Consider the following 18193-nt stretch of genomic DNA (forward strand, 5'->3'; position numbering starts at 1 on the left):
AATACAAATTCATTGAATATAGAGAGGAGAACATTTTTATGAATTTTGGACAAAACCTTTATAACTGGTTTCTATCAAACGCTCAATCACTGGTGCTTTTAGCAATCGTTGTGATTGGCTTGTATCTTGGCTTCAAGCGTGAGTTTAGCAAACTGATTGGCTTTTTAATTATTGCGATTATTGCGGTTGGCTTAGTCTTCAACGCTGCTGGAGTAAAAGACATTTTACTAGAGCTATTCAATCGCATTATTGGTGCTTAAATAAAACCGTTCTTTTGTGGAATATAAGTGGTTTTCTTATGTTCCGCAAAGGAATGGTACACCAAACGAAGTGCGGTAGGGATTTTTGAATCTCTACAAAGAAAGGACGTGAATATATGGACGATATGCAAGTCTATATTGCGAATTTAGGCAAATACAATGAGGGCGAATTGGTCGGTGCGTGGTTTACCTTTCCCATTGACTTTGAGGAAGTCAAAGAGAAAATCGGCTTGAATGATGAATATGAGGAATACGCCATTCATGACTACGAGTTACCCTTTACGGTTGACGAATACACTTCCATTGGCGAACTTAATCGACTATGGGAAATGGTATCGGAATTACCCGAAGAATTACAATCGGAGCTATCTGCTCTGCTCACTCATTTTTCAAGCATTGAAGAACTAAGCGAACATCAAGAGGATATTATCATTCATTCCGATTGTGATGATATGTATGACGTGGCACGCTACTACATTGAAGAAACGGGTGCTTTAGGCGAAGTACCAGCTAGTCTTCAAAACTATATTGATTATCAAGCCTATGGTCGGGATTTAGACCTTTCAGGAACGTTTATCTCAACCAATCATGGGATTTTTGAAATCGTCTATTAAATCTGTCGGTACATTACTACTGGCAGATTTTCTATTTTACGGGGTGGCTCAATCAGCTACCCCTATTTTTTATGAAAGGATTGATTACATGAAGAAAATACGAAGCTATACCAGTATCTGGTCTGTGGAAAAGGTACTGTATTCTATCAATGATTTTAGACTTCCGTTTCCCATAACCTTTACGCAAATGACATGGTTTGTCGTGTCACTCTTTGCAGTGATGATACTTGGCAACTTGCCCCCTCTTTCCATGATAGAGGGAGCATTTCTCAAATACTTTGGGATTCCTGTGGCTTTCACATGGTTTATGTCTACAAAAACTTTTGATGGTAAAAAGCCTTATGGATTTTTGAAGTCTGTCATTGCTTATGCACTGCGACCAAAGCTGACCTATGCAGGAAAAAAAGTAACGCTTGGCAGAAACCAGCCACAAGAAGCCATTACAGCAGTTAGGAGTGAATTTTATGGCATATCCAATTAAATACATTGAAAACAATCTCGTCTGGAATAAAGACGGGGAATGTTATGCTTACTATGAGCTTGTTCCTTACAATTACTCATTTCTAAGTCCAGAACAGAAAATACAAGTGCATGATTCTTTCAGACAGCTTATCGCACAAAATCGTGATGGCAAAATTCATGCTTTACAAATCAGTACAGAATCCAGCATACGTTCTGCACAAGAGCGTTCCAAAAATGAAGTCACTGGCAAGCTCAAAGCGGTTGCCTATGACAAAATCGACCAACAGACAGACGCTTTAATATCCATGATTGGCGAAAATCAAGTGAACTACCGTTTCTTTATCGGCTTTAAGTTGCTTCTCAACGATCAGGAGTTTTCTATGAAAAGTCTTACCGTTGAAGCAAAAAATGCTTTGTCTGATTTTGTCTATGATGTGAACCATAAGCTGATGGGCGATTTTGTTAGTATGAGTAATGATGAAATCCTGCGTTTTCAGAAGATGGAAAAGCTCTTAGAAAATAAAATCTCTCGTCGTTTCAAAATCCGCAGGTTAGATAAGGACGACTTCGGCTATCTGATTGAACACCTTTACGGACAGACAGGCACTGCCTATGAAGAGTATGAGTACCATCTATCAAAGAAAAAGCTGGATAATGAAACGCTGATTAAATACTATGACTTGATTAAGCCTACTCGCTGTTTGGTGGAAGAAAAACAGCGATATTTGAAAATCCAGCAGGAAGATGAAACCGTCTATGTAGCTTACTTTACCATTAACAGCATTGTCGGAGAACTGGACTTCCCGTCCTCTGAAATCTTCTACTACCAGCAACAGCAATTTACATTCCCGATTGATACGTCAATGAATGTGGAAATTGTAGCGAATCGTAAAGCCCTATCTACTGTCCGCAATAAAAAGAAAGAACTGAAAGACTTGGATAACCACGCTTGGCAAAGTGATAATGAAACCAGCTCCAATGTGGCGGAAGCTCTGGAAAGTGTGAATGAGCTGGAAACCAATTTAGACCAAAGCAAGGAATCTATGTACAAGCTGTCTTATGTGGTAAGGGTATCAGCAAATGATCTTGACGAACTCAAACGTCGTTGTAATGAAGTGAAAGATTTTTATGACGATTTAAGCGTAAAACTGGTACGACCATTTGGGGATATGCTCGGCTTACATGAAGAATTTTTACCTGCCAGCAAGCGTTATATGAATGATTATATTCAATACGTGACCTCTGATTTCCTCGCTGGTTTAGGTTTTGGTGCTACTCAAATGCTGGGGGAAAATGAGGGGATTTATGTTGGCTACAGCTTAGATACTGGACGCAATGTCTATCTGAAACCTGCTCTTGCCAGTCAAGGGGTTAAGGGTTCAGTAACCAATGCGTTAGCGTCGGCTTTTGTTGGTTCGCTGGGTGGTGGTAAATCCTTTGCGAATAACCTTATCGTCTATTATGCGGTGCTTTATGGGGCACAAGCAGTGATTGTAGACCCAAAAGCAGAACGTGGCAGATGGAAAGAAACCTTGCCAGAGATTTCCCATGAAATCAATATCGTCACTCTGACTTCTGATGAGAAAAACAAAGGCTTACTTGACCCTTATGTGATTATGAAAAATCCCAAAGATTCTGAATCACTGGCTATTGATATTCTGACATTCCTTACGGGGATTTCCTCTCGTGATGGGGAACGCTTCCCAATCCTTAGAAAAGCCATTCGTGCAGTAACCAATAGTGAAGTACGAGGGTTGATGAAAGTGATTGAGGAATTACGGGTTGAGAATACGCCACTAAGTACCAGTATAGCCGACCATATCGAAAGTTTTACAGACTATGACTTTGCACATTTATTATTCAGTAATGGTTATGTGGAGCAGTCTATCAGCTTAGAAAAACAACTGAACATTATACAGGTTGCGGACTTGGTACTTCCCGACAAGGAAACTTCCTTTGAGGAATATACCACTATGGAGCTTTTATCCGTTGCTATGCTGATTGTCATTAGTACCTTTGCTTTAGACTTTATCCATACAGACCGAAGCATTTTCAAGATTGTAGATTTAGACGAAGCATGGAGCTTTTTACAGGTAGCACAAGGAAAAACACTATCTATGAAGCTGGTTCGGGCTGGTCGTGCTATGAACGCTGGGGTATATTTCGTGACCCAAAATACAGACGACCTCTTAGATGAAAAACTGAAAAATAACCTCGGCTTAAAATTTGCATTTCGTTCCACTGACCTTAACGAGATTAAAAAGACCTTAGCCTTTTTTGGTGTAGCCCCAGAGGACGAAAACAATCAGAAGCGATTGCGTGATTTGGAAAACGGGCAATGCCTTATCAGTGATTTATATGGTCGTGTCGGTGTGATACAGTTCCACCCTGTATTTGAAGAACTGCTCCATGCCTTTGATACCAGACCACCTGTGCGAAAAGAGGTGTAAATGTGAAACCATCAATAGTAAACAGAATAAAATCAAACTGGACGCTGAAACGTCTAGGTAAAGTGGCAATGACAGTGGCTTTCACACTTGTGATTGCCATTTTTCTTTTAGCCATGCTGGGAACGGTGGTTCAAGCTGCGGGCTTGGTAGATGATACGGTCAATGTGGCAAATGAATACAGCCGATACCCACTTGAAAACTATCAACTGGATTTTTATGTGGATAATAGCTGGGGCTGGCTTCCGTGGAACTGGTCGGACGGGATTGGAAAACAGGTCATGTATGGACTATATGCCATTACCAATTTTATTTGGACAATCAGTTTGTATGTTTCCAATGCGACAGGTTACTTAGTACAGGAAGCCTATTCCTTAGACTTCATTTCCGCTACAGCAGATTCCATTGGTAAGAATATGCAGACCTTAGCTGGTGTGAGTGCAAACGGATTTTCAACAGAGGGTTTCTATGTTGGATTCCTCTTACTCTTGATTTTGGTTCTTGGGGTTTATGTTGCCTATACAGGACTGATAAAGAGAGAAACCACAAAGGCAATTCATGCCATTATGAATTTTGTGCTGGTGTTTATCCTATCGGCTTCCTTTATTGCCTACGCTCCCGACTACATTAAAAAAATCAATGACTTTTCATCAGACATCAGTAATGCCAGTTTATCACTTGGCACGAAGATTGTCATGCCCCATTCCGATAGTCAAGGCAAGGACAGCGTGGACTTAATCAGAGATAGCCTGTTTTCCATACAGGTTCAGCAACCGTGGCTACTGCTTCAATACAACAGTTCAGACATTGAAAGTATCGGTATTGACCGTGTGGAAAGCCTGCTCTCCACCAGCCCAGATTCCAACAATGGCGAAGACAGAGAAAAAATTGTTGCGGAAGAAATTGAAGACAGAAGCAATACCAATCTAACCATTACAAAGACCATTAACCGTTTAGGTACAGTCTTCTTCCTATTTGTCTTCAATATTGGGATTTCCATATTTGTATTCCTATTAACAGGAATCATGATTTTCTCGCAGGTACTTTTTATCATCTATGCTATGTTTCTGCCTGTGAGCTTTATTTTAAGCATGATTCCATCATTTGATGGTATGTCAAAACGAGCCATAACAAAGCTCTTTAATACCATTTTGACACGAGCTGGAATCACATTGATTATTACGACAGCATTTAGTATTTCAACCATGCTCTATACCTTATCGGCTGGTTATCCGTTCTTTTTGATTGCTTTTCTACAGATTGTGACCTTTGCAGGAATCTACTTCAAGCTGGGCGATTTAATGAGTATGTTTTCTCTACAGAGTAACGATTCTCAAAGTGTGGGAAGTCGTGTGATGAGAAAACCTCGTATGCTTATGCACGCTCACATGCACCGTCTACAGCGGAAACTTGGACGTTCCATGACTACTCTAGGGGCTGGGTCTGCCATTGTTACAGGTAAAAAAGGACAGTCGGGTTCGGGGAGTTCTGCAAGGACACAAGCAGATCACTCCCGACCAGACGGAAAGGAAAAATCAACACTTGGAAAACGTATCGGTCAAACCATCGGTACAGTAGCTGATACCAAAGACAGAATGGTAGACACTGCTAGTGGTTTGAAAGAACAGGTTAAAGATTTGCCGACCAATGCAAGATATGCAGTATATCAAGGAAAATCCAAAGTAAAAGAGAATGTCCGTGATTTAACCAGTAGTATTTCTCAAACCAAAGCGGACAGAGCCAGTGGACGCAAGGAACAGCAGGAACAAAGGCGAAAAACCATTGCGAAGCGTCGCTCTGAAATGGAACAGGTCAAACAGAAAAAACAGCCTGCTTCTTCTGTTCATGAAAGACCGACTACAAGACAAGAACAATATCATGATGAACAGACCTCAAAACAGTCTAATATTCAGACTTCATATAAGGAATCTCAACAAGCCAAACAAGAGCGTCCAGCAGTTAAGTCCGATTTTTCAAGTCCAAAAGTGGAACGCCAAGGCAATACCGTTCAAGAAAAAACCGTTCAAAAGCCAGCAACTTCAACCACTACAGCAGATAGAACTTCACAACGTCCAATCACAAAAGAACGTCCGTCTACTGTTCAAAGAGTACCACTACAAAATACAAGAAGTAGACCACCAATCAAAACCGCCACCATTAAGAAAGTCGGTAAGAAACCATGAAGTTGAAAACTTTAGTGATTGGTGGTTCTGGATTATTCTTGATGGTCTTCTCACTGCTTCTGTTTGTTGCCATTTTATTTTCAGATGAACAGGACAGCGGAATTTCCAATATTCATTATGGAGGTGTGAATGTTTCCGCAGAAGTGCTGGCTCATAAGCCTATGGTAGAAAAATATGCCAAAGAATATGGCGTTGAAGAATATGTCAACATACTTCTTGCGATTATACAGGTGGAATCGGGCGGTACTGCGGAAGATGTTATGCAGTCCTCGGAATCCCTCGGTCTTCCACCTAATTCATTGAGTACAGAAGAATCCATTAAGCAAGGTGTGAAGTATTTCAGTGAATTATTAGCCAGTAGCGAAAGGCTCAGTGTAGATTTAGAATCGGTTATCCAGTCCTACAATTATGGTGGTGGTTTCTTAGGGTATGTGGCTAATCGTGGAAATAAATATACCTTTGAACTGGCTCAAAGTTTCTCAAAAGAGTATTCAGGTGGCGAAAAAGTGTCTTACCCCAATCCCATAGCCATACCTATCAATGGGGGCTGGCGATACAACTATGGCAATATGTTTTATGTGCAACTGGTAACGCAGTATCTTGTCACAACAGAGTTTGATGATGATACGGTACAAGCCATCATGGACGAAGCACTGAAATATGAGGGCTGGCGATACGTTTACGGTGGAGCTTCCCCGACTACTTCTTTTGATTGTAGCGGACTGACACAATGGACGTATGGAAAAGCTGGAATTAACTTACCACGAACCGCACAACAGCAATATGATGTGACCCAGCATATCCCACTATCGGAAGCACAAGCTGGCGATTTGGTTTTCTTTCATTCTACCTATAACGCTGGCTCTTATATTACTCATGTTGGGATATACCTTGGCAATAACCGTATGTTTCATGCAGGCGACCCAATCGGTTATGCCGACTTAACAAGCCCCTACTGGCAACAGCATTTAGTGGGAGCAGGACGAATCAAACAATGAGAAAGGAAGATTTAATGATGAAATTTAGAAAAAATCAGAATAAAGAAAAACAGATACCAAAGGAAAAGAAACCTCGTGTCTACTATAAGGTCAATCCTCATAAAAAGGTTGTGATTGCCTTGTGGGTACTTTTAGGGCTTAGTTTCAGCTTTGCGATATTCAAGCACTTTACAGCTATAGATACTCATACTATTCACGAAACAACTATCATAGAAAAGGAATACGTTGATACTCATCATGTAGAAAATTTTGTAGAGAACTTTGCGAAAGTCTACTATTCATGGGAGCAATCCGATAAGTCCATTGATAATCGAATGGAAAGTCTAAAAGGCTATCTGACAGATGAACTTCAAGCTCTCAATGTTGATACAGTACGCAAAGATATTCCTGTATCGTCTTCTGTAAGAGGATTTCAGATATGGACGGTAGAGCCAACTGGCGACAATGAGTTTAATGTAACCTACAGTGTAGACCAGCTCATTACAGAGGGAGAAAATACAAAGACCGTCCACTCTGCTTATATAGTGAGTGTCTATGTAGATGGTTCTGGAAATATGGTACTGGTTAAGAATCCGACCATTACCAACATACCTAAGAAATCAAGTTATAAACCAAAAGCCATTGAAAGTGAGGGGACGGTTGATTCCATTACAACCAATGAAATCAATGAGTTTTTAACGACGTTCTTCAAGCTCTATCCTACAGCGACAGCCAGTGAACTTTCCTACTATGTGAATGACGGGATATTAAAACCAATCGGAAAAGAGTACATCTTTCAAGAACTGGTAAATCCTATTCACAATCGTAAGGATAATCAAGTCACGGTATCGCTGACAGTGGAGTATATCGACCAGCAGACCAAAGCAACGCAGGTATCTCAATTTGATTTGGTACTTGAAAAGAACGGGAGTAATTGGAAGATTATAGAATAACAAATATTGGTACATTATTACAGCTATTTTGTAATCACGTACTCTCTTTGATAAAAAATTGGAGATTCCTTTACAAATATGCTCTTACGTGCTATTATTTAAGTATCTATTTAAAAGGAGTTAATAAATATGCGGCAAGGTATTCTTAAATAAACTGTCAATTTGATAGTGGGAACAAATAATTGGATGTCCTTTTTTAGGAGGGCTTAGTTTTTTGTACCCAGTTTAAGAATACCTTTATCATGTGATTCTAAAGTATCCGGAGAATATCTGTATGCTTTGTATGCCTATGGTTATGCATAAAAATCCCAGTGATAAGAGTATTTATCACTGGGATTTTTATGCCCTTTTGGGCTTTTGAATGGAGGAAAATCACATGAAAATTATTAATATTGGAGTTTTAGCTCATGTTGATGCGGGAAAAACTACCTTAACAGAAAGCTTATTATATAACAGTGGAGCGATTACAGAATTAGGAAGCGTGGACAGAGGTACAACGAAAACGGATAATACGCTTTTAGAACGTCAGAGAGGAATTACAATTCAGACGGCGATAACCTCTTTTCAGTGGAAAAATACTAAGATAAACATCATAGACACGCCAGGACATATGGATTTTTTAGCAGAAGTATATCGTTCATTATCAGTATTAGATGGGGCAATTCTACTGATTTCTGCAAAAGATGGCGTACAAGCACAAACTCGTATATTGTTTCATGCACTTAGGAAAATAGGTATTCCCACAATCTTTTTTATCAATAAGATTGACCAAAATGGAATTGATTTATCAACGGTTTATCAGGATATTAAAGAGAAACTTTCTGCGGAAATTGTAATCAAACAGAAGGTAGAACTGCATCCTAATATGCGTGTAATGAACTTTACCGAATCTGAACAATGGGATATGGTAATAGAAGGAAATGATTACCTTTTGGAGAAATATACGTCTGGGAAATTATTGGAAGCATTAGAACTCGAACAAGAGGAAAGCATAAGATTTCATAATTGTTCCCTGTTCCCTGTTTATCACGGAAGTGCAAAAAACAATATAGGGATTGATAACCTTATAGAAGTGATTACGAATAAATTTTATTCATCAACACATCGAGGTCAGTCTGAACTTTGCGGAAAAGTTTTCAAAATTGAGTATTCGGAAAAAAGACAGCGTCTTGCATATATACGTCTTTATAGTGGCGTACTGCATTTGCGAGATTCGGTTAGAATATCGGAAAAGGAAAAAATAAAAATTACAGAAATGTATACTTCAATAAATGGTGAATTATGTAAAATCGATAAGGCTTATTCCGGGGAAATTGTTATTTTGCAGAATGAGTTTTTGAAGTTAAATAGTGTTCTTGGAGATACAAAGCTATTGCCACAGAGAGAGAGAATTGAAAATCCCCTCCCTCTGCTGCAAACGACTGTTGAACCGAGCAAACCTCAACAAAGGGAAATGTTACTTGATGCACTTTTAGAAATCTCCGACAGTGACCCGCTTCTGCGATATTATGTGGATTCTGCGACACATGAAATCATACTTTCTTTCTTAGGGAAAGTACAAATGGAAGTGACTTGTGCTCTGCTGCAAGAAAAGTATCATGTGGAGATAGAAATAAAAGAGCCTACAGTCATTTATATGGAAAGACCGTTAAAAAAAGCAGAGTATACCATTCACATCGAAGTTCCACCGAATCCTTTCTGGGCTTCCATTGGTCTATCTGTAGCACCGCTTCCATTAGGGAGCGGAGTACAGTATGAGAGCTCGGTTTCTCTTGGATACTTAAATCAATCGTTTCAAAATGCAGTTATGGAGGGGATACGCTATGGCTGTGAACAAGGATTGTATGGTTGGAATGTGACGGACTGTAAAATCTGTTTTAAGTATGGCTTATACTATAGCCCTGTTAGTACCCCAGCAGATTTTCGGATGCTTGCTCCTATTGTATTGGAACAAGTCTTAAAAAAAGCTGGAACAGAATTGTTAGAGCCATATCTTAGTTTTAAAATTTATGCGCCACAGGAATATCTTTCACGAGCATACAACGATGCTCCTAAATATTGTGCGAACATCGTAGACACTCAATTGAAAAATAATGAGGTCATTCTTAGTGGAGAAATCCCTGCTCGGTGTATTCAAGAATATCGTAGTGATTTAACTTTCTTTACAAATGGACGTAGTGTTTGTTTAACAGAGTTAAAAGGGTACCATGTTACTACCGGTGAACCTGTTTGCCAGCCCCGTCGTCCAAATAGTCGGATAGATAAAGTACGATATATGTTCAATAAAATAACTTAGTGTATTTTATGTTGTTATATAAATATGGTTTCTTGTTAAATAAGATGAAATATTTTTTAATAAAGATTTGAATTAAAGTGTAAAGGAGGAGATAGTTATTATAAACTACAAGTGGATATTGTGTCCTGTATGTGGAAATAAAACACGATTAAAGATAAGGGAAGATACTGAATTAAAAAAATTCCCCCTCTATTGTCCGAAATGCAGACAAGAAAATTTAATTGAAATAAAGCAGTTCAAAGTAACTGTGATTACAGAGCCAGACGCAAAGACGCAGAGCCGATAAAATGAGATTAATACAATCTCATTTTATCGGCTCTTTCCGTTATGTATGGATTCTTTTAATTAGTCTTCGATGTTTCTTGCTTCGTTGATACCGCTGGCTAAAGATTCCATTAAGGATAGTTCTTTGTCTGTAAAGCTATCCATGTATTTCTCTATCTGTAATCGTCGGGTGCTTTTTACCAAGTTATTAGCAGGTAAGAAAAATTCATCAACGGAAACATGAAGTAACGATACAAGGTCATAAAGAACTTGTATGCTGGGGTGTTGCCCTTTATTTTCAATATTAGTTAAGTACCGTGGGTCAATTTCAATCAATGCTCCCACTTGTTCACGAGTTAAACCTCGTTTCAATCGAGCTTCTTTAATGGCTAAACCAAAGGCTCTAAAATCATATTTATCTTCTTTTTTACGCATAGTAGACCACCTCTATACATTTTATTGTTCCTACTGAATTAAAAACAGGTATAGAAAAACGTGTTATATGGTTTATAGGTTTATATTTAATAAAAAGCACTACTAAACGCCAATAAAAAAAACCGTTATATGGTAGTGCTATTTACGCTGTTAAAATATTGTATATTACTTCCAAATGGCGGTTTGTTGGAGGTCAACGTCGCCATGAAGTACATCATATACAATAAATTTCCTTACATTGGGTTCTTGTCAAAAAAAGTCGTCTATCTGCAATAGATAAGTACGTCCACCAATGTGGTTTTATAAATCATATAGATAGAATAACAGAAGCATGTAAACAGAGAAATAAATCTGTTTATATGCTTTTTTGGCTATTCAGAACTTTTTTACAAAGTTTATTTATCAGTAATGCAACAAATCCCCCTTTCACATTGGGACTAAGAGTGAAAGGAGATAAACGAGCAAGGCTCACTTCCTTTCCTAGACAGAAAGGGGGTGAGAAACATGAAACCATCTTCTTTTCAGACCACAATAGAAAATCAGTTTGACTATATCTGTAAACGTGCTATGGAAGACGAGCGAAAGAATTATATGCTTTATCTTTCAAGGATTGCAAAGCGTGAGGTGTCCTTTTCGGATGTTGGCGATTATCTTGTTAGCCAGTTTGCGACAACAGATAACTATTCAACTGACTTTCAGATTTTTACACTCAATGGGTTATCAGTAGGCGTTGAAAATGATTTGTTGAGTGAAGCATTACGTGAGTTGCCAGACAAGAAACGTGAAATTCTACTGCTGTTTTACTTTATGGACATGAGCGATTCAGAAATTGCAGACCTGTTGAAATTGAACCGTTCTACTGTCTATCGGCATAGAACCAGTGGACTAGCCTTAATTAAAAAGTTTATGGAGGAATTTGAAGAATGAAAACACAATATCCTATGATTCCCTTTCCTCTCATTGTAAAGGCAACAGATGGCGATACCGAAGCGATTAACCAGATTCTACATCATTACAGAGGGTACATAACGAAGCGTTCCCTACGACTTATGAAAGATGAATATGGCAATCAAAGTATGGTCGTTGATGAAGTCTTACGTGGAAGAATGGAAACCAGACTGATTACAAAGATTTTGTCATTTGAAATTAAGTAATATCCTCTCTCCTTTCGTGGAAGCGTGCTAAACCATTCCACGCTTCCCGAACAGGGAGGTTTGTTATTCCACCAAAGCATATTGAGCTTTCAATGTGTTTTGATAGGCTAACGAGCCATTGTTCTTTGAAAACTGAATAAAAGTAATCGAATACGTTTCGATAAGAAAAGAGCCAACGGAACTAACCGCCATGACCTATCTTATAAAGATAGCGAGCGATTCATGTTAGTGATCCGAGAAGCAATCTTTAGCAGGATTGCCTGCAACGACATTCTTATCGTGATAATGATACTCCCATACAGTCAATAGTCCGAGCGTGATAAAACCGTCGCAGGCAATGAGTATGGCTACATGAGAACCATGCAGGGGTGGAACTCCCGTGAGCTTTGCTAAAGCTGTTCGATTGCTGGTAAAACAACTTTTATGAAATCCAAATAAGTGATTTGGAAAGGAGGATTTTATGAAGCAGACTGACATTCCTATTTGGGAACGTTATACCCTAACCATTGAAGAAGCGTCAAAATATTTTCGTATTGGCGAAAACAAGCTACGACGCTTGGCAGAGGAAAATAAAAATGCAAATTGGCTGATTATGAATGGCAATCGTATTCAGATTAAACGAAAACAATTTGAAAAAATTATAGATACATTGGACGCAATCTAGCGTCGCCAAAGGGTCTTGTATATGATAAAATAGTATTAAGTCGTATCAAGGCTCTTTCCATAAAGGAAAGGAGCAAATGCCATGTCAGAAAAAAGACGTGACAATAAAGGTCGAATCTTAAAGACTGGAGAGAGCCAACGAAAAGACGGAAGATACTTATACAAATATATAGATTCATTTGGAGAACCGCAATTTGTTTACTCGTGGAAACTTGTGGCTACAGACCGAGTACCAGCAGGAAAGCGTGATTGTATCTCACTTAGAGAGAAAATCGCAGAGTTACAGAAAGACATTCATGATGGTATTGATGTTGTAGGAAAGAAAATGACACTCTGCCAGCTTTACGCAAAACAGAACGCTCAAAGACCAAAGGTTAGAAAAAACACTGAAACTGGACGCAAATATCTTATGGATATTTTGAAGAAAGACAAGTTAGGTGTAAGAAGTATTGACAGTATTAAGCCATCAGACGCTAAAGAATGGGCTATTAGAATGAGTGAAAATGGTTATGCTTATCAAACCATCAATAACTACAAACGTTCTTTAAAGGCTTCATTCTATATTGCTATACAAGATGATTGTGTTCGGAAGAATCCATTTGACTTTCAACTGAAAGCAGTTCTTGATGATGATACTGTCCCTAAGACCGTACTAACAGAAGAACAGGAAGAAAAACTGTTAGCCTTTGCAAAAGCTGATAAAACCTACAGCAAAAATTATGATGAAATTCTGATACTCTTAAAAACAGGTCTTCGTATTTCAGAGTTTGGTGGTTTGACACTTCCAGATTTAGATTTTGAGAATCGTCTTGTCAATATAGACCATCAGCTATTGAGAGATACTGAAATTGGGTACTACATTGAAACACCAAAGACCAAAAGTGGCGAACGTCAAGTTCCTATGGTTGAAGAAGCCTATCAAGCATTTAAGCGAGTGTTAGCGAATCGAAAGAATGATAAGCGTGTTGAGATTGATGGATATAGTGATTTCCTCTTTCTTAATAGAAAGAACTATCCAAAAGTGGCAAGTGATTACAACGGCATGATGAAAGGTCTTGTTAAGAAATACAATAAGTATAACGAGGATAAATTGCCACACATCACTCCACATAGTTTGCGACATACATTCTGTACCAACTATGCAAATGCAGGAATGAATCCAAAGGCATTACAGTACATTATGGGACATGCTAATATAGCCATGACGCTGAACTATTACGCACATGCAACATTCGATTCTGCAATGGCAGAAATGAAACGCTTGAATAAAGAGAAGCAACAGGAGCGTCTTGTTGCTTAGTAGTACAAATGAATTTACTACTTATTTACCACTTCTGACAGCTAAGACATGAGGAAATATGCAAAGAAACGTGAAGTATCTTCCTACAGTAAAAATACTCGAAAGCACATAGAATAAGGCTTTACGAGCATTTAAGAAAATATAAAAAGATAATTAGAAATTTATACTTTGTTTCAAAGAAAAAGCTATAATCAGAAACTATAGCTTTATTATGTAGATTTACTTGGAATAATTAGACTACTAATCTTAAAAATTTAAAGTACACTAAACCAAATCTGTCTGAGCAATAGCTTTCTTGACATCATCCAGCGGCAAATGAACCAATTCCACTTCTTTTTCCTTGTAGAGATACTGAGCATAGTCATCTATGCGATATTGGTTGATATAGACCACTCTTTTGCAGCCGACCTGAAGCAGTTGCTTGGTACAGTTGAGACAGGGAAAATGTGTCACATAAGCCGTAAAGCCCTTGGGAACTCCCCGCTCGGCTCCTTGCAAGATGGCATTGACCTCAGCATGCAAGGTCCGTACGCAGTGACCGTCAATGACCAAGCACTCATGGTCAATACAGTGCTCAGTCCCTGAAACTGAGCCATTGTAACCAGTTGAAATAACCTTATTATCCTTGACCAATACAGCGCCAACCTTGGCTCGCTTACAGGTTGAGCGATTAGCGATTAAGAGAGCCTGAGCCGCAAAATACTGATCCCAAGCCAAACGATTCTCTGACATAATTTCTCCATTCTACTGATTTTTTATTTACATAAACGTCTGTTTTTTCTATTATATCGCAAATCCCTATTTTTAACTAGCTTTACCATGAAAGCTGTCTTATCAGTAACAAGCTTTTATCTATACTATAAGTAGAATGACAGGCTGTTTCTCTCTTCATACTTTTCATTAAAAGTTATAAAAAAGAACCAAGGAAATCCTCGGTTCTTTTTTTAATTATTTACCAAGCTTAGCTTTAGCTGCGTCTGCAAGAGTTGTGAAAGCTGCTGCATCGTTAACAGCCAAGTCAGCCAACATTTTACGGTTCACTTCGATTTCAGCCAACTTCAAACCATGCATCAATTGTGAGTATGAAAGTCCGTTCAAACGAGCTGCCGCATTGATACGAGTGATCCAAAGTTTGCGGAAATCACGTTTTTTCTGACGACGGTCACGGTATGCATAGTAGTAAGAGTTCATTACTTGCTCTTTTGCAGTACGGAACAAGATATGTTTTGCTCCATAGTAACCTTTAGCTAATTTTAAAATACGTTTACGGCGTTTGCGTGATACAACGCCACCTTTAACACGTGCCATTTATATTTCCTCCAATATTTCCTAGATAATCGTTACAGCAGCTCTTATTTCAGACCTGTAAGCATTGCTTTGATACGCTTGAAATCTCCTGCATGCACCATTCCTGCTTTGCGAAGATGACGGCGTTGTTTCTTAGTCTTTCCGTGGAAACGGTGAGAAGTGTAAGCACGGAAACGTTTCAAGCCACCAGAACCTGTACGTTTGAAACGTTTAGCTGATGCGCGGTGTGTTTTTTGTTTTGGCATAATGTTTTCTCCTTTTTCTATCTTTCTGACAATCTATTTTTTGTCAGGAATTGGCGCCATCTGCATGAACATCTGACGTCCATCCATCTTAGGCTTTTGCTCAATGATAGCAACATCCTGAGTCGCTTCAGCAAAATCTGCTAAAACTTTAGCCCCAATTTCTTTGTGGGTAATCATCCGACCTTTGAAACGGATAGATACCTTTATTTTATTTCCTTTTTCAAGGAACTTGCGTGCGTTGCGAAGTTTAGTGTCAAAGTCTCCCTTGTCAATAGTTGGACTGAGACGTACTTCCTTGACAGTAACAACACTTTGTTTCTTGCGTTGTTCTTTTTGTTTTTTCTGGTACTCAAATTTGAACTTGCCATAGTCCATAATTTTTGCAACAGGTGGTTTAGCTTGTGGCTGAATCAGGACCAAATCGACATTTGCTTCATCCGCAAGAGACTGCGCTTCGCTCAGCGGTTTAATACCTAACTGTTCGCCGTCAAGACCGATCAAGCGAACTTCACGCACACGAATTTCATCATTGATGAATAAGTCTTGTTTTGCTATGGTTTTCACCTCTTTTTTTATTTTTAGAGAAAAACAAGTGCGGACCTGCTAACGCAAACCCGCACTACATGATAGTATTTCATTTCTGAAACTGAATCCTGTAGAGCCAGACAACGTTAGTCGCAAGGCGAGAAGTTCTCACTTCTGCTTTTCTCAACTCTACTATCATACCAAGTTTCATTTTATTTGTCAATGATTTTTTTCGCTTTTTCTTCGATAAATGCAACAACTTCGGAAATGCCAACACCCGTGGTATCAAAATGAATGGCATCGTCTGCCGGTTTCAACGGCGAAACCTCACGATGACTGTCCTTATAGTCCCGCTCTGCAATTTCTTCTTTCAGTTTCTCCAAGTCAGCTGGAATGCCTTTAGATAGATTTTCCTTGTAACGGCGCTCAGCTCTTTCTTCAACCGAAGCTACCAGATAAATCTTGAGCTCAGCCTGAGGCAAGACAACCGTTCCAATATCACGGCCATCCATGACAATCCCTCCCTGAGCTGCAATTTGCTGCTGCAAGGCAACCAGTTTCTCACGGACTTGAGGAATGGCAGATACCCAGGAAACATTATTGGTGACTTCATTTTCCCGAATTGGGTGGGTGACATCTACATCTCCGACAAAGACCAACTGCTCGCCATCTTCCGCCCGACCAAAACTGACCGAATGATTATTGAGCAAGTCTACAATTTCAGTGGCATCTGCTTCCGTCAGATGATGCCGCAGAGCCAAATAGGTTGCAGCCCGATACATGGCTCCTGTATCTAAATAAGTATAGCCAAAATCCTTAGCAATAATCTTGGCTACGGTCGATTTTCCACTGGAAGCAGGACCGTCAATCGCAATTTGAATCTGTTTCATGGCTGACTCCTACTCAATCTTCACAACGTCACCTGGATTGGCATACCAAGAACCAGTGGACATATGAGAAGGGTTAAGCTGTTCAAGCTTGGCAATGGAAATACCTGCACGCGCCGCAATGGCTGCCTCACCTTCACCAGGCTGGACAGTCAGAGTCCCCTCAGATGATTCTGTAGTATTTGCCGCTGGCTGCTCTGCTGTAGAAGACGCTTCACTGCTGGAACTTGCTGCTGAAGTGCCGTAGAAACCTTCCATTTGGGTCTGTCTATTACTTCCTCCAGTAGAAAGATAGGTCAAGAAGCACACCACCGCAACCACTAAAATACAGAAAATAATGGTTAATATGGTCAACAAGCGGTCTGCATTCAAAGCGCTAAACTTCTTAGTTCGTTTCAACTTTTCTTCTCCGTTATCGTATACATCTTCTTCCCATGGTTCTTTTTCCATGACTTCCTCCTTGAGTTTTTCTTAAAATCTTATTACAATATGGGTATGAAAGTAACACTCATTCCCGAACGGTGCATTGCCTGCGGGCTTTGTCAAACCTACTCAGATCTTTTTGACTATCATGACAATGGCATCGTCAAATTTTACCAGGACGACCAGCTCCTAGAAAAGGAAATCGCTGAGGATCCCGATGTCGTGGAAGCCATCAAAAACTGCCCAACCCGAGCTCTTTTGAAAGACTAGGATTTTTTGGACTGACTGCCATAGTAAGCTTCAAAATAGTCAATATGGGTAAAATTATCTACTAATTCTACCTCACCCTTAAAATGCTCATTCAGGGCCAGGGCGTTGACAAAATATTTCTTAGGCCACTTGCGCATACAAAAACTCCGGCTGCGGCTCTGCACTTTAAAATATAAGGTAATTGACGTCTTGGTCACTTCGACTTTTTCAATATCTGAAATCTTGACCTTTATCGGAGTAAAGGGATTAGCTGTGATAATTCGCAAGGTTCCATCGTCATAAATGGTAAAATAACGATGAACTCCCATTCCCAACAAAACCATGAACAAGAAGAAAGAAAACAGAACAAGAGTCGGCACTCGTGAGCTTTCATACATCAAAGCCAGGCCAACAAAAATCGGAATGACCGATAAAGACCAATATATTATCAGGATAGCTACATCTGGCTGCCAGTGATAGCGAACCTTACCAAAAATCTTTATCATGCTCACACCCCCATACTACTAGTTTAGCATAAATTAAGAAAA

At 39.3% G+C, this 18193-nt stretch carries 22 protein-coding genes, 1 pseudogene and 1 other annotated feature; of the genes and pseudogenes, 15 read left to right on the forward strand and 8 right to left on the reverse strand.

Translation table 11 applies throughout. The features are described from left to right. The first annotated feature begins 38 nt into the window (after window positions 1–38). From K1J09_RS01900 to K1J09_RS01950, 10 genes and pseudogenes are all read left to right on the forward strand, one after another. Window positions 39–260, forward strand: coding sequence for a hypothetical protein (locus tag K1J09_RS01900; protein WP_001009056.1), 222 nt, complete (start codon window positions 39–41; stop codon window positions 258–260). Window positions 261–376: 116 nt separating this feature from the next. Continuing rightward, on the forward strand, window positions 377–874 hold the full coding sequence (locus tag K1J09_RS01905; protein WP_000342539.1) for an antirestriction protein ArdA: 498 nt from the start codon (window positions 377–379) through the stop codon (window positions 872–874). 88 nt (window positions 875–962) lie between these two features. Further along, the gene (locus K1J09_RS01910; RefSeq protein WP_000723888.1) at window positions 963–1355 is read left to right on the forward strand and encodes a conjugal transfer protein; all 393 of its coding nucleotides are present in this window, start codon (window positions 963–965) and stop codon (window positions 1353–1355) included. Then, window positions 1339–3786: a conjugal transfer ATPase TcpF gene (tcpF, locus tag K1J09_RS01915; RefSeq protein WP_223322474.1), complete on the forward strand. Its 2448-nt coding sequence runs from the start codon at window positions 1339–1341 to the stop codon at window positions 3784–3786. Before K1J09_RS01910 ends, tcpF begins: the two co-directional genes overlap by 17 nt. Window positions 3787–3788: 2 nt before the next feature. Beyond that, a complete protein-coding gene (locus K1J09_RS01920) occupies window positions 3789–5966 on the forward strand; it encodes a CD3337/EF1877 family mobilome membrane protein (RefSeq protein WP_000804748.1) in 2178 nt (725 codons plus the stop codon). After that, window positions 5963–6964 carry a bifunctional lytic transglycosylase/C40 family peptidase gene (locus K1J09_RS01925; RefSeq protein ID WP_000769868.1) on the forward strand — a complete coding sequence of 334 codons (1002 nt, stop codon included), beginning with the start codon at window positions 5963–5965 and terminating at the stop codon, window positions 6962–6964. The genes K1J09_RS01920 and K1J09_RS01925 overlap by 4 nt, the downstream gene beginning before the upstream one ends. Further along, window positions 6961–7896: a conjugal transfer protein gene (locus tag K1J09_RS01930; protein ID WP_001224320.1), complete on the forward strand. Its 936-nt coding sequence runs from the start codon at window positions 6961–6963 to the stop codon at window positions 7894–7896. The genes K1J09_RS01925 and K1J09_RS01930 overlap by 4 nt, the downstream gene beginning before the upstream one ends. Before the next feature lie 313 nt (window positions 7897–8209). Next, window positions 8210–8257 (forward strand): annotated as a pseudogene (locus K1J09_RS11860) (hypothetical protein); the annotation flags it as partial. 15 nt (window positions 8258–8272) lie between these two features. After that, window positions 8273–10192 (forward strand): tetracycline resistance ribosomal protection protein Tet(M), encoded by a 1920-nt coding sequence (gene tet(M), locus K1J09_RS01945; RefSeq protein ID WP_002414694.1) that lies wholly within the window; start codon window positions 8273–8275, stop codon window positions 10190–10192. Window positions 10193–10292: 100 nt separating this feature from the next. After that, on the forward strand, window positions 10293–10478 hold the full coding sequence (locus K1J09_RS01950; protein ID WP_011058338.1) for a cysteine-rich KTR domain-containing protein: 186 nt from the start codon (window positions 10293–10295) through the stop codon (window positions 10476–10478). Window positions 10479–10537: 59 nt separating this feature from the next. Here K1J09_RS01950 and K1J09_RS01955 read toward each other — a convergent pair whose 3' ends face one another. Further along, window positions 10538–10891, reverse strand: coding sequence for a helix-turn-helix transcriptional regulator (locus tag K1J09_RS01955; protein ID WP_001227347.1), 354 nt, complete (start codon window positions 10889–10891; stop codon window positions 10538–10540). A gap of 504 nt (window positions 10892–11395) precedes the next feature. Between K1J09_RS01955 and K1J09_RS01960 the strand changes: the two genes are divergently transcribed. From K1J09_RS01960 to K1J09_RS01980, 4 genes are all read left to right on the forward strand, one after another. Further along, entirely contained in the window at window positions 11396–11818 is a 423-nt protein-coding gene (locus K1J09_RS01960) for a sigma-70 family RNA polymerase sigma factor (protein ID WP_000804885.1), read from the forward strand. Then, window positions 11815–12045, forward strand: a complete 231-nt coding sequence (locus K1J09_RS01965; RefSeq protein ID WP_000857133.1) for a helix-turn-helix domain-containing protein — start codon at window positions 11815–11817, stop codon at window positions 12043–12045. The genes K1J09_RS01960 and K1J09_RS01965 overlap by 4 nt, the downstream gene beginning before the upstream one ends. 460 nt (window positions 12046–12505) lie before the next feature. Continuing rightward, window positions 12506–12709, forward strand: a complete 204-nt coding sequence (locus K1J09_RS01975) for an excisionase (RefSeq protein WP_000814511.1) — start codon at window positions 12506–12508, stop codon at window positions 12707–12709. Window positions 12710–12790: 81 nt separating this feature from the next. Continuing rightward, window positions 12791–14008: a tyrosine-type recombinase/integrase gene (locus tag K1J09_RS01980; protein ID WP_001291561.1), complete on the forward strand. Its 1218-nt coding sequence runs from the start codon at window positions 12791–12793 to the stop codon at window positions 14006–14008. 264 nt (window positions 14009–14272) lie between these two features. Here the strand turns inward: K1J09_RS01980 and K1J09_RS01985 are convergent, their stop codons facing one another. The 6 genes from K1J09_RS01985 to K1J09_RS02010 form a co-directional block, all read right to left on the reverse strand. Continuing rightward, window positions 14273–14740 carry a deoxycytidylate deaminase gene (locus K1J09_RS01985; RefSeq protein ID WP_002895042.1) on the reverse strand — a complete coding sequence of 156 codons (468 nt, stop codon included), beginning with the start codon at window positions 14738–14740 and terminating at the stop codon, window positions 14273–14275. Between the two features lie 216 nt (window positions 14741–14956). Next, on the reverse strand, window positions 14957–15316 hold the full coding sequence (gene rplT / locus K1J09_RS01990) for a 50S ribosomal protein L20 (protein WP_125331716.1): 360 nt from the start codon (window positions 15314–15316) through the stop codon (window positions 14957–14959). Between the two features lie 44 nt (window positions 15317–15360). Next, a complete protein-coding gene (gene rpmI, locus K1J09_RS01995) occupies window positions 15361–15561 on the reverse strand; it encodes a 50S ribosomal protein L35 (protein ID WP_002895038.1) in 201 nt (66 codons plus the stop codon). A 33-nt stretch (window positions 15562–15594) separates the two neighbouring features. After that, window positions 15595–16125: a translation initiation factor IF-3 gene (gene infC, locus K1J09_RS02000; RefSeq protein ID WP_002895037.1), complete on the reverse strand. Its 531-nt coding sequence runs from the start codon at window positions 16123–16125 to the stop codon at window positions 15595–15597. Window positions 16126–16141: 16 nt separating this feature from the next. Then, window positions 16142–16272: a sequence feature (ribosomal protein L20 leader region), on the reverse strand. Between the two features lie 26 nt (window positions 16273–16298). After that, complete coding sequence (gene cmk, locus K1J09_RS02005) at window positions 16299–16976, reverse strand: (d)CMP kinase (protein WP_125331718.1); 678 nt, start codon at window positions 16974–16976, stop codon at window positions 16299–16301. Window positions 16977–16985: 9 nt separating this feature from the next. Next, a complete protein-coding gene (locus tag K1J09_RS02010) occupies window positions 16986–17423 on the reverse strand; it encodes an SAG1386/EF1546 family surface-associated protein (protein ID WP_125331720.1) in 438 nt (145 codons plus the stop codon). Between the two features lie 45 nt (window positions 17424–17468). On the opposite strand from K1J09_RS02010, the gene K1J09_RS02015 reads away from it, so the two are divergent. Next, complete coding sequence (locus K1J09_RS02015) at window positions 17469–17666, forward strand: ferredoxin (protein WP_295345912.1); 198 nt, start codon at window positions 17469–17471, stop codon at window positions 17664–17666. Here the strand turns inward: K1J09_RS02015 and K1J09_RS02020 are convergent. Beyond that, window positions 17663–18151 (reverse strand): EbsA family protein, encoded by a 489-nt coding sequence (locus tag K1J09_RS02020; RefSeq protein ID WP_125331722.1) that lies wholly within the window; start codon window positions 18149–18151, stop codon window positions 17663–17665. The two genes, K1J09_RS02015 and K1J09_RS02020, sit on opposite strands and share 4 nt — an antisense overlap. Window positions 18152–18193: the final 42 nt, after the last annotated feature.

This window comes from Streptococcus sanguinis (assembly GCF_019928825.1).
GTDB lineage: Bacteria > Bacillota > Bacilli > Lactobacillales > Streptococcaceae > Streptococcus > Streptococcus sanguinis_L.

Bases quoted from the DNA above. Each gene is read 5' to 3' on its own strand.
- K1J09_RS01910 (WP_000723888.1), top strand. From the start codon at position 963: ATGAAGAAAATACGAAGCTATACCAGTATCTGGTCTGTGGAAAAGGTA.
- rpmI (WP_002895038.1), bottom strand. From the start codon at position 15,561: ATGCCAAAACAAAAAACACACCGCGCATCAGCTAAACGTTTCAAACGT.
- K1J09_RS02015 (WP_295345912.1), top strand. From the start codon at position 17,469: ATGAAAGTAACACTCATTCCCGAACGGTGCATTGCCTGCGGGCTTTGT.
- K1J09_RS01955 (WP_001227347.1), bottom strand. From the start codon at position 10,891: ATGCGTAAAAAAGAAGATAAATATGATTTTAGAGCCTTTGGTTTAGCC.
- cmk (WP_125331718.1), bottom strand. From the start codon at position 16,976: ATGAAACAGATTCAAATTGCGATTGACGGTCCTGCTTCCAGTGGAAAA.
- K1J09_RS01900 (WP_001009056.1), top strand. From the start codon at position 39: ATGAATTTTGGACAAAACCTTTATAACTGGTTTCTATCAAACGCTCAA.
- K1J09_RS01930 (WP_001224320.1), top strand. From the start codon at position 6,961: ATGAGAAAGGAAGATTTAATGATGAAATTTAGAAAAAATCAGAATAAA.
- tcpF (WP_223322474.1), top strand. From the start codon at position 1,339: ATGGCATATCCAATTAAATACATTGAAAACAATCTCGTCTGGAATAAA.
- K1J09_RS01960 (WP_000804885.1), top strand. From the start codon at position 11,396: ATGAAACCATCTTCTTTTCAGACCACAATAGAAAATCAGTTTGACTAT.
- K1J09_RS02010 (WP_125331720.1), bottom strand. From the start codon at position 17,423: ATGGAAAAAGAACCATGGGAAGAAGATGTATACGATAACGGAGAAGAA.
- K1J09_RS01975 (WP_000814511.1), top strand. From the start codon at position 12,506: ATGAAGCAGACTGACATTCCTATTTGGGAACGTTATACCCTAACCATT.
- K1J09_RS01985 (WP_002895042.1), bottom strand. From the start codon at position 14,740: ATGTCAGAGAATCGTTTGGCTTGGGATCAGTATTTTGCGGCTCAGGCT.
- K1J09_RS01965 (WP_000857133.1), top strand. From the start codon at position 11,815: ATGAAAACACAATATCCTATGATTCCCTTTCCTCTCATTGTAAAGGCA.
- K1J09_RS01925 (WP_000769868.1), top strand. From the start codon at position 5,963: ATGAAGTTGAAAACTTTAGTGATTGGTGGTTCTGGATTATTCTTGATG.
- K1J09_RS02020 (WP_125331722.1), bottom strand. From the start codon at position 18,151: ATGATAAAGATTTTTGGTAAGGTTCGCTATCACTGGCAGCCAGATGTA.
- rplT (WP_125331716.1), bottom strand. From the start codon at position 15,316: ATGGCACGTGTTAAAGGTGGCGTTGTATCACGCAAACGCCGTAAACGT.
- K1J09_RS01905 (WP_000342539.1), top strand. From the start codon at position 377: ATGGACGATATGCAAGTCTATATTGCGAATTTAGGCAAATACAATGAG.
- K1J09_RS01980 (WP_001291561.1), top strand. From the start codon at position 12,791: ATGTCAGAAAAAAGACGTGACAATAAAGGTCGAATCTTAAAGACTGGA.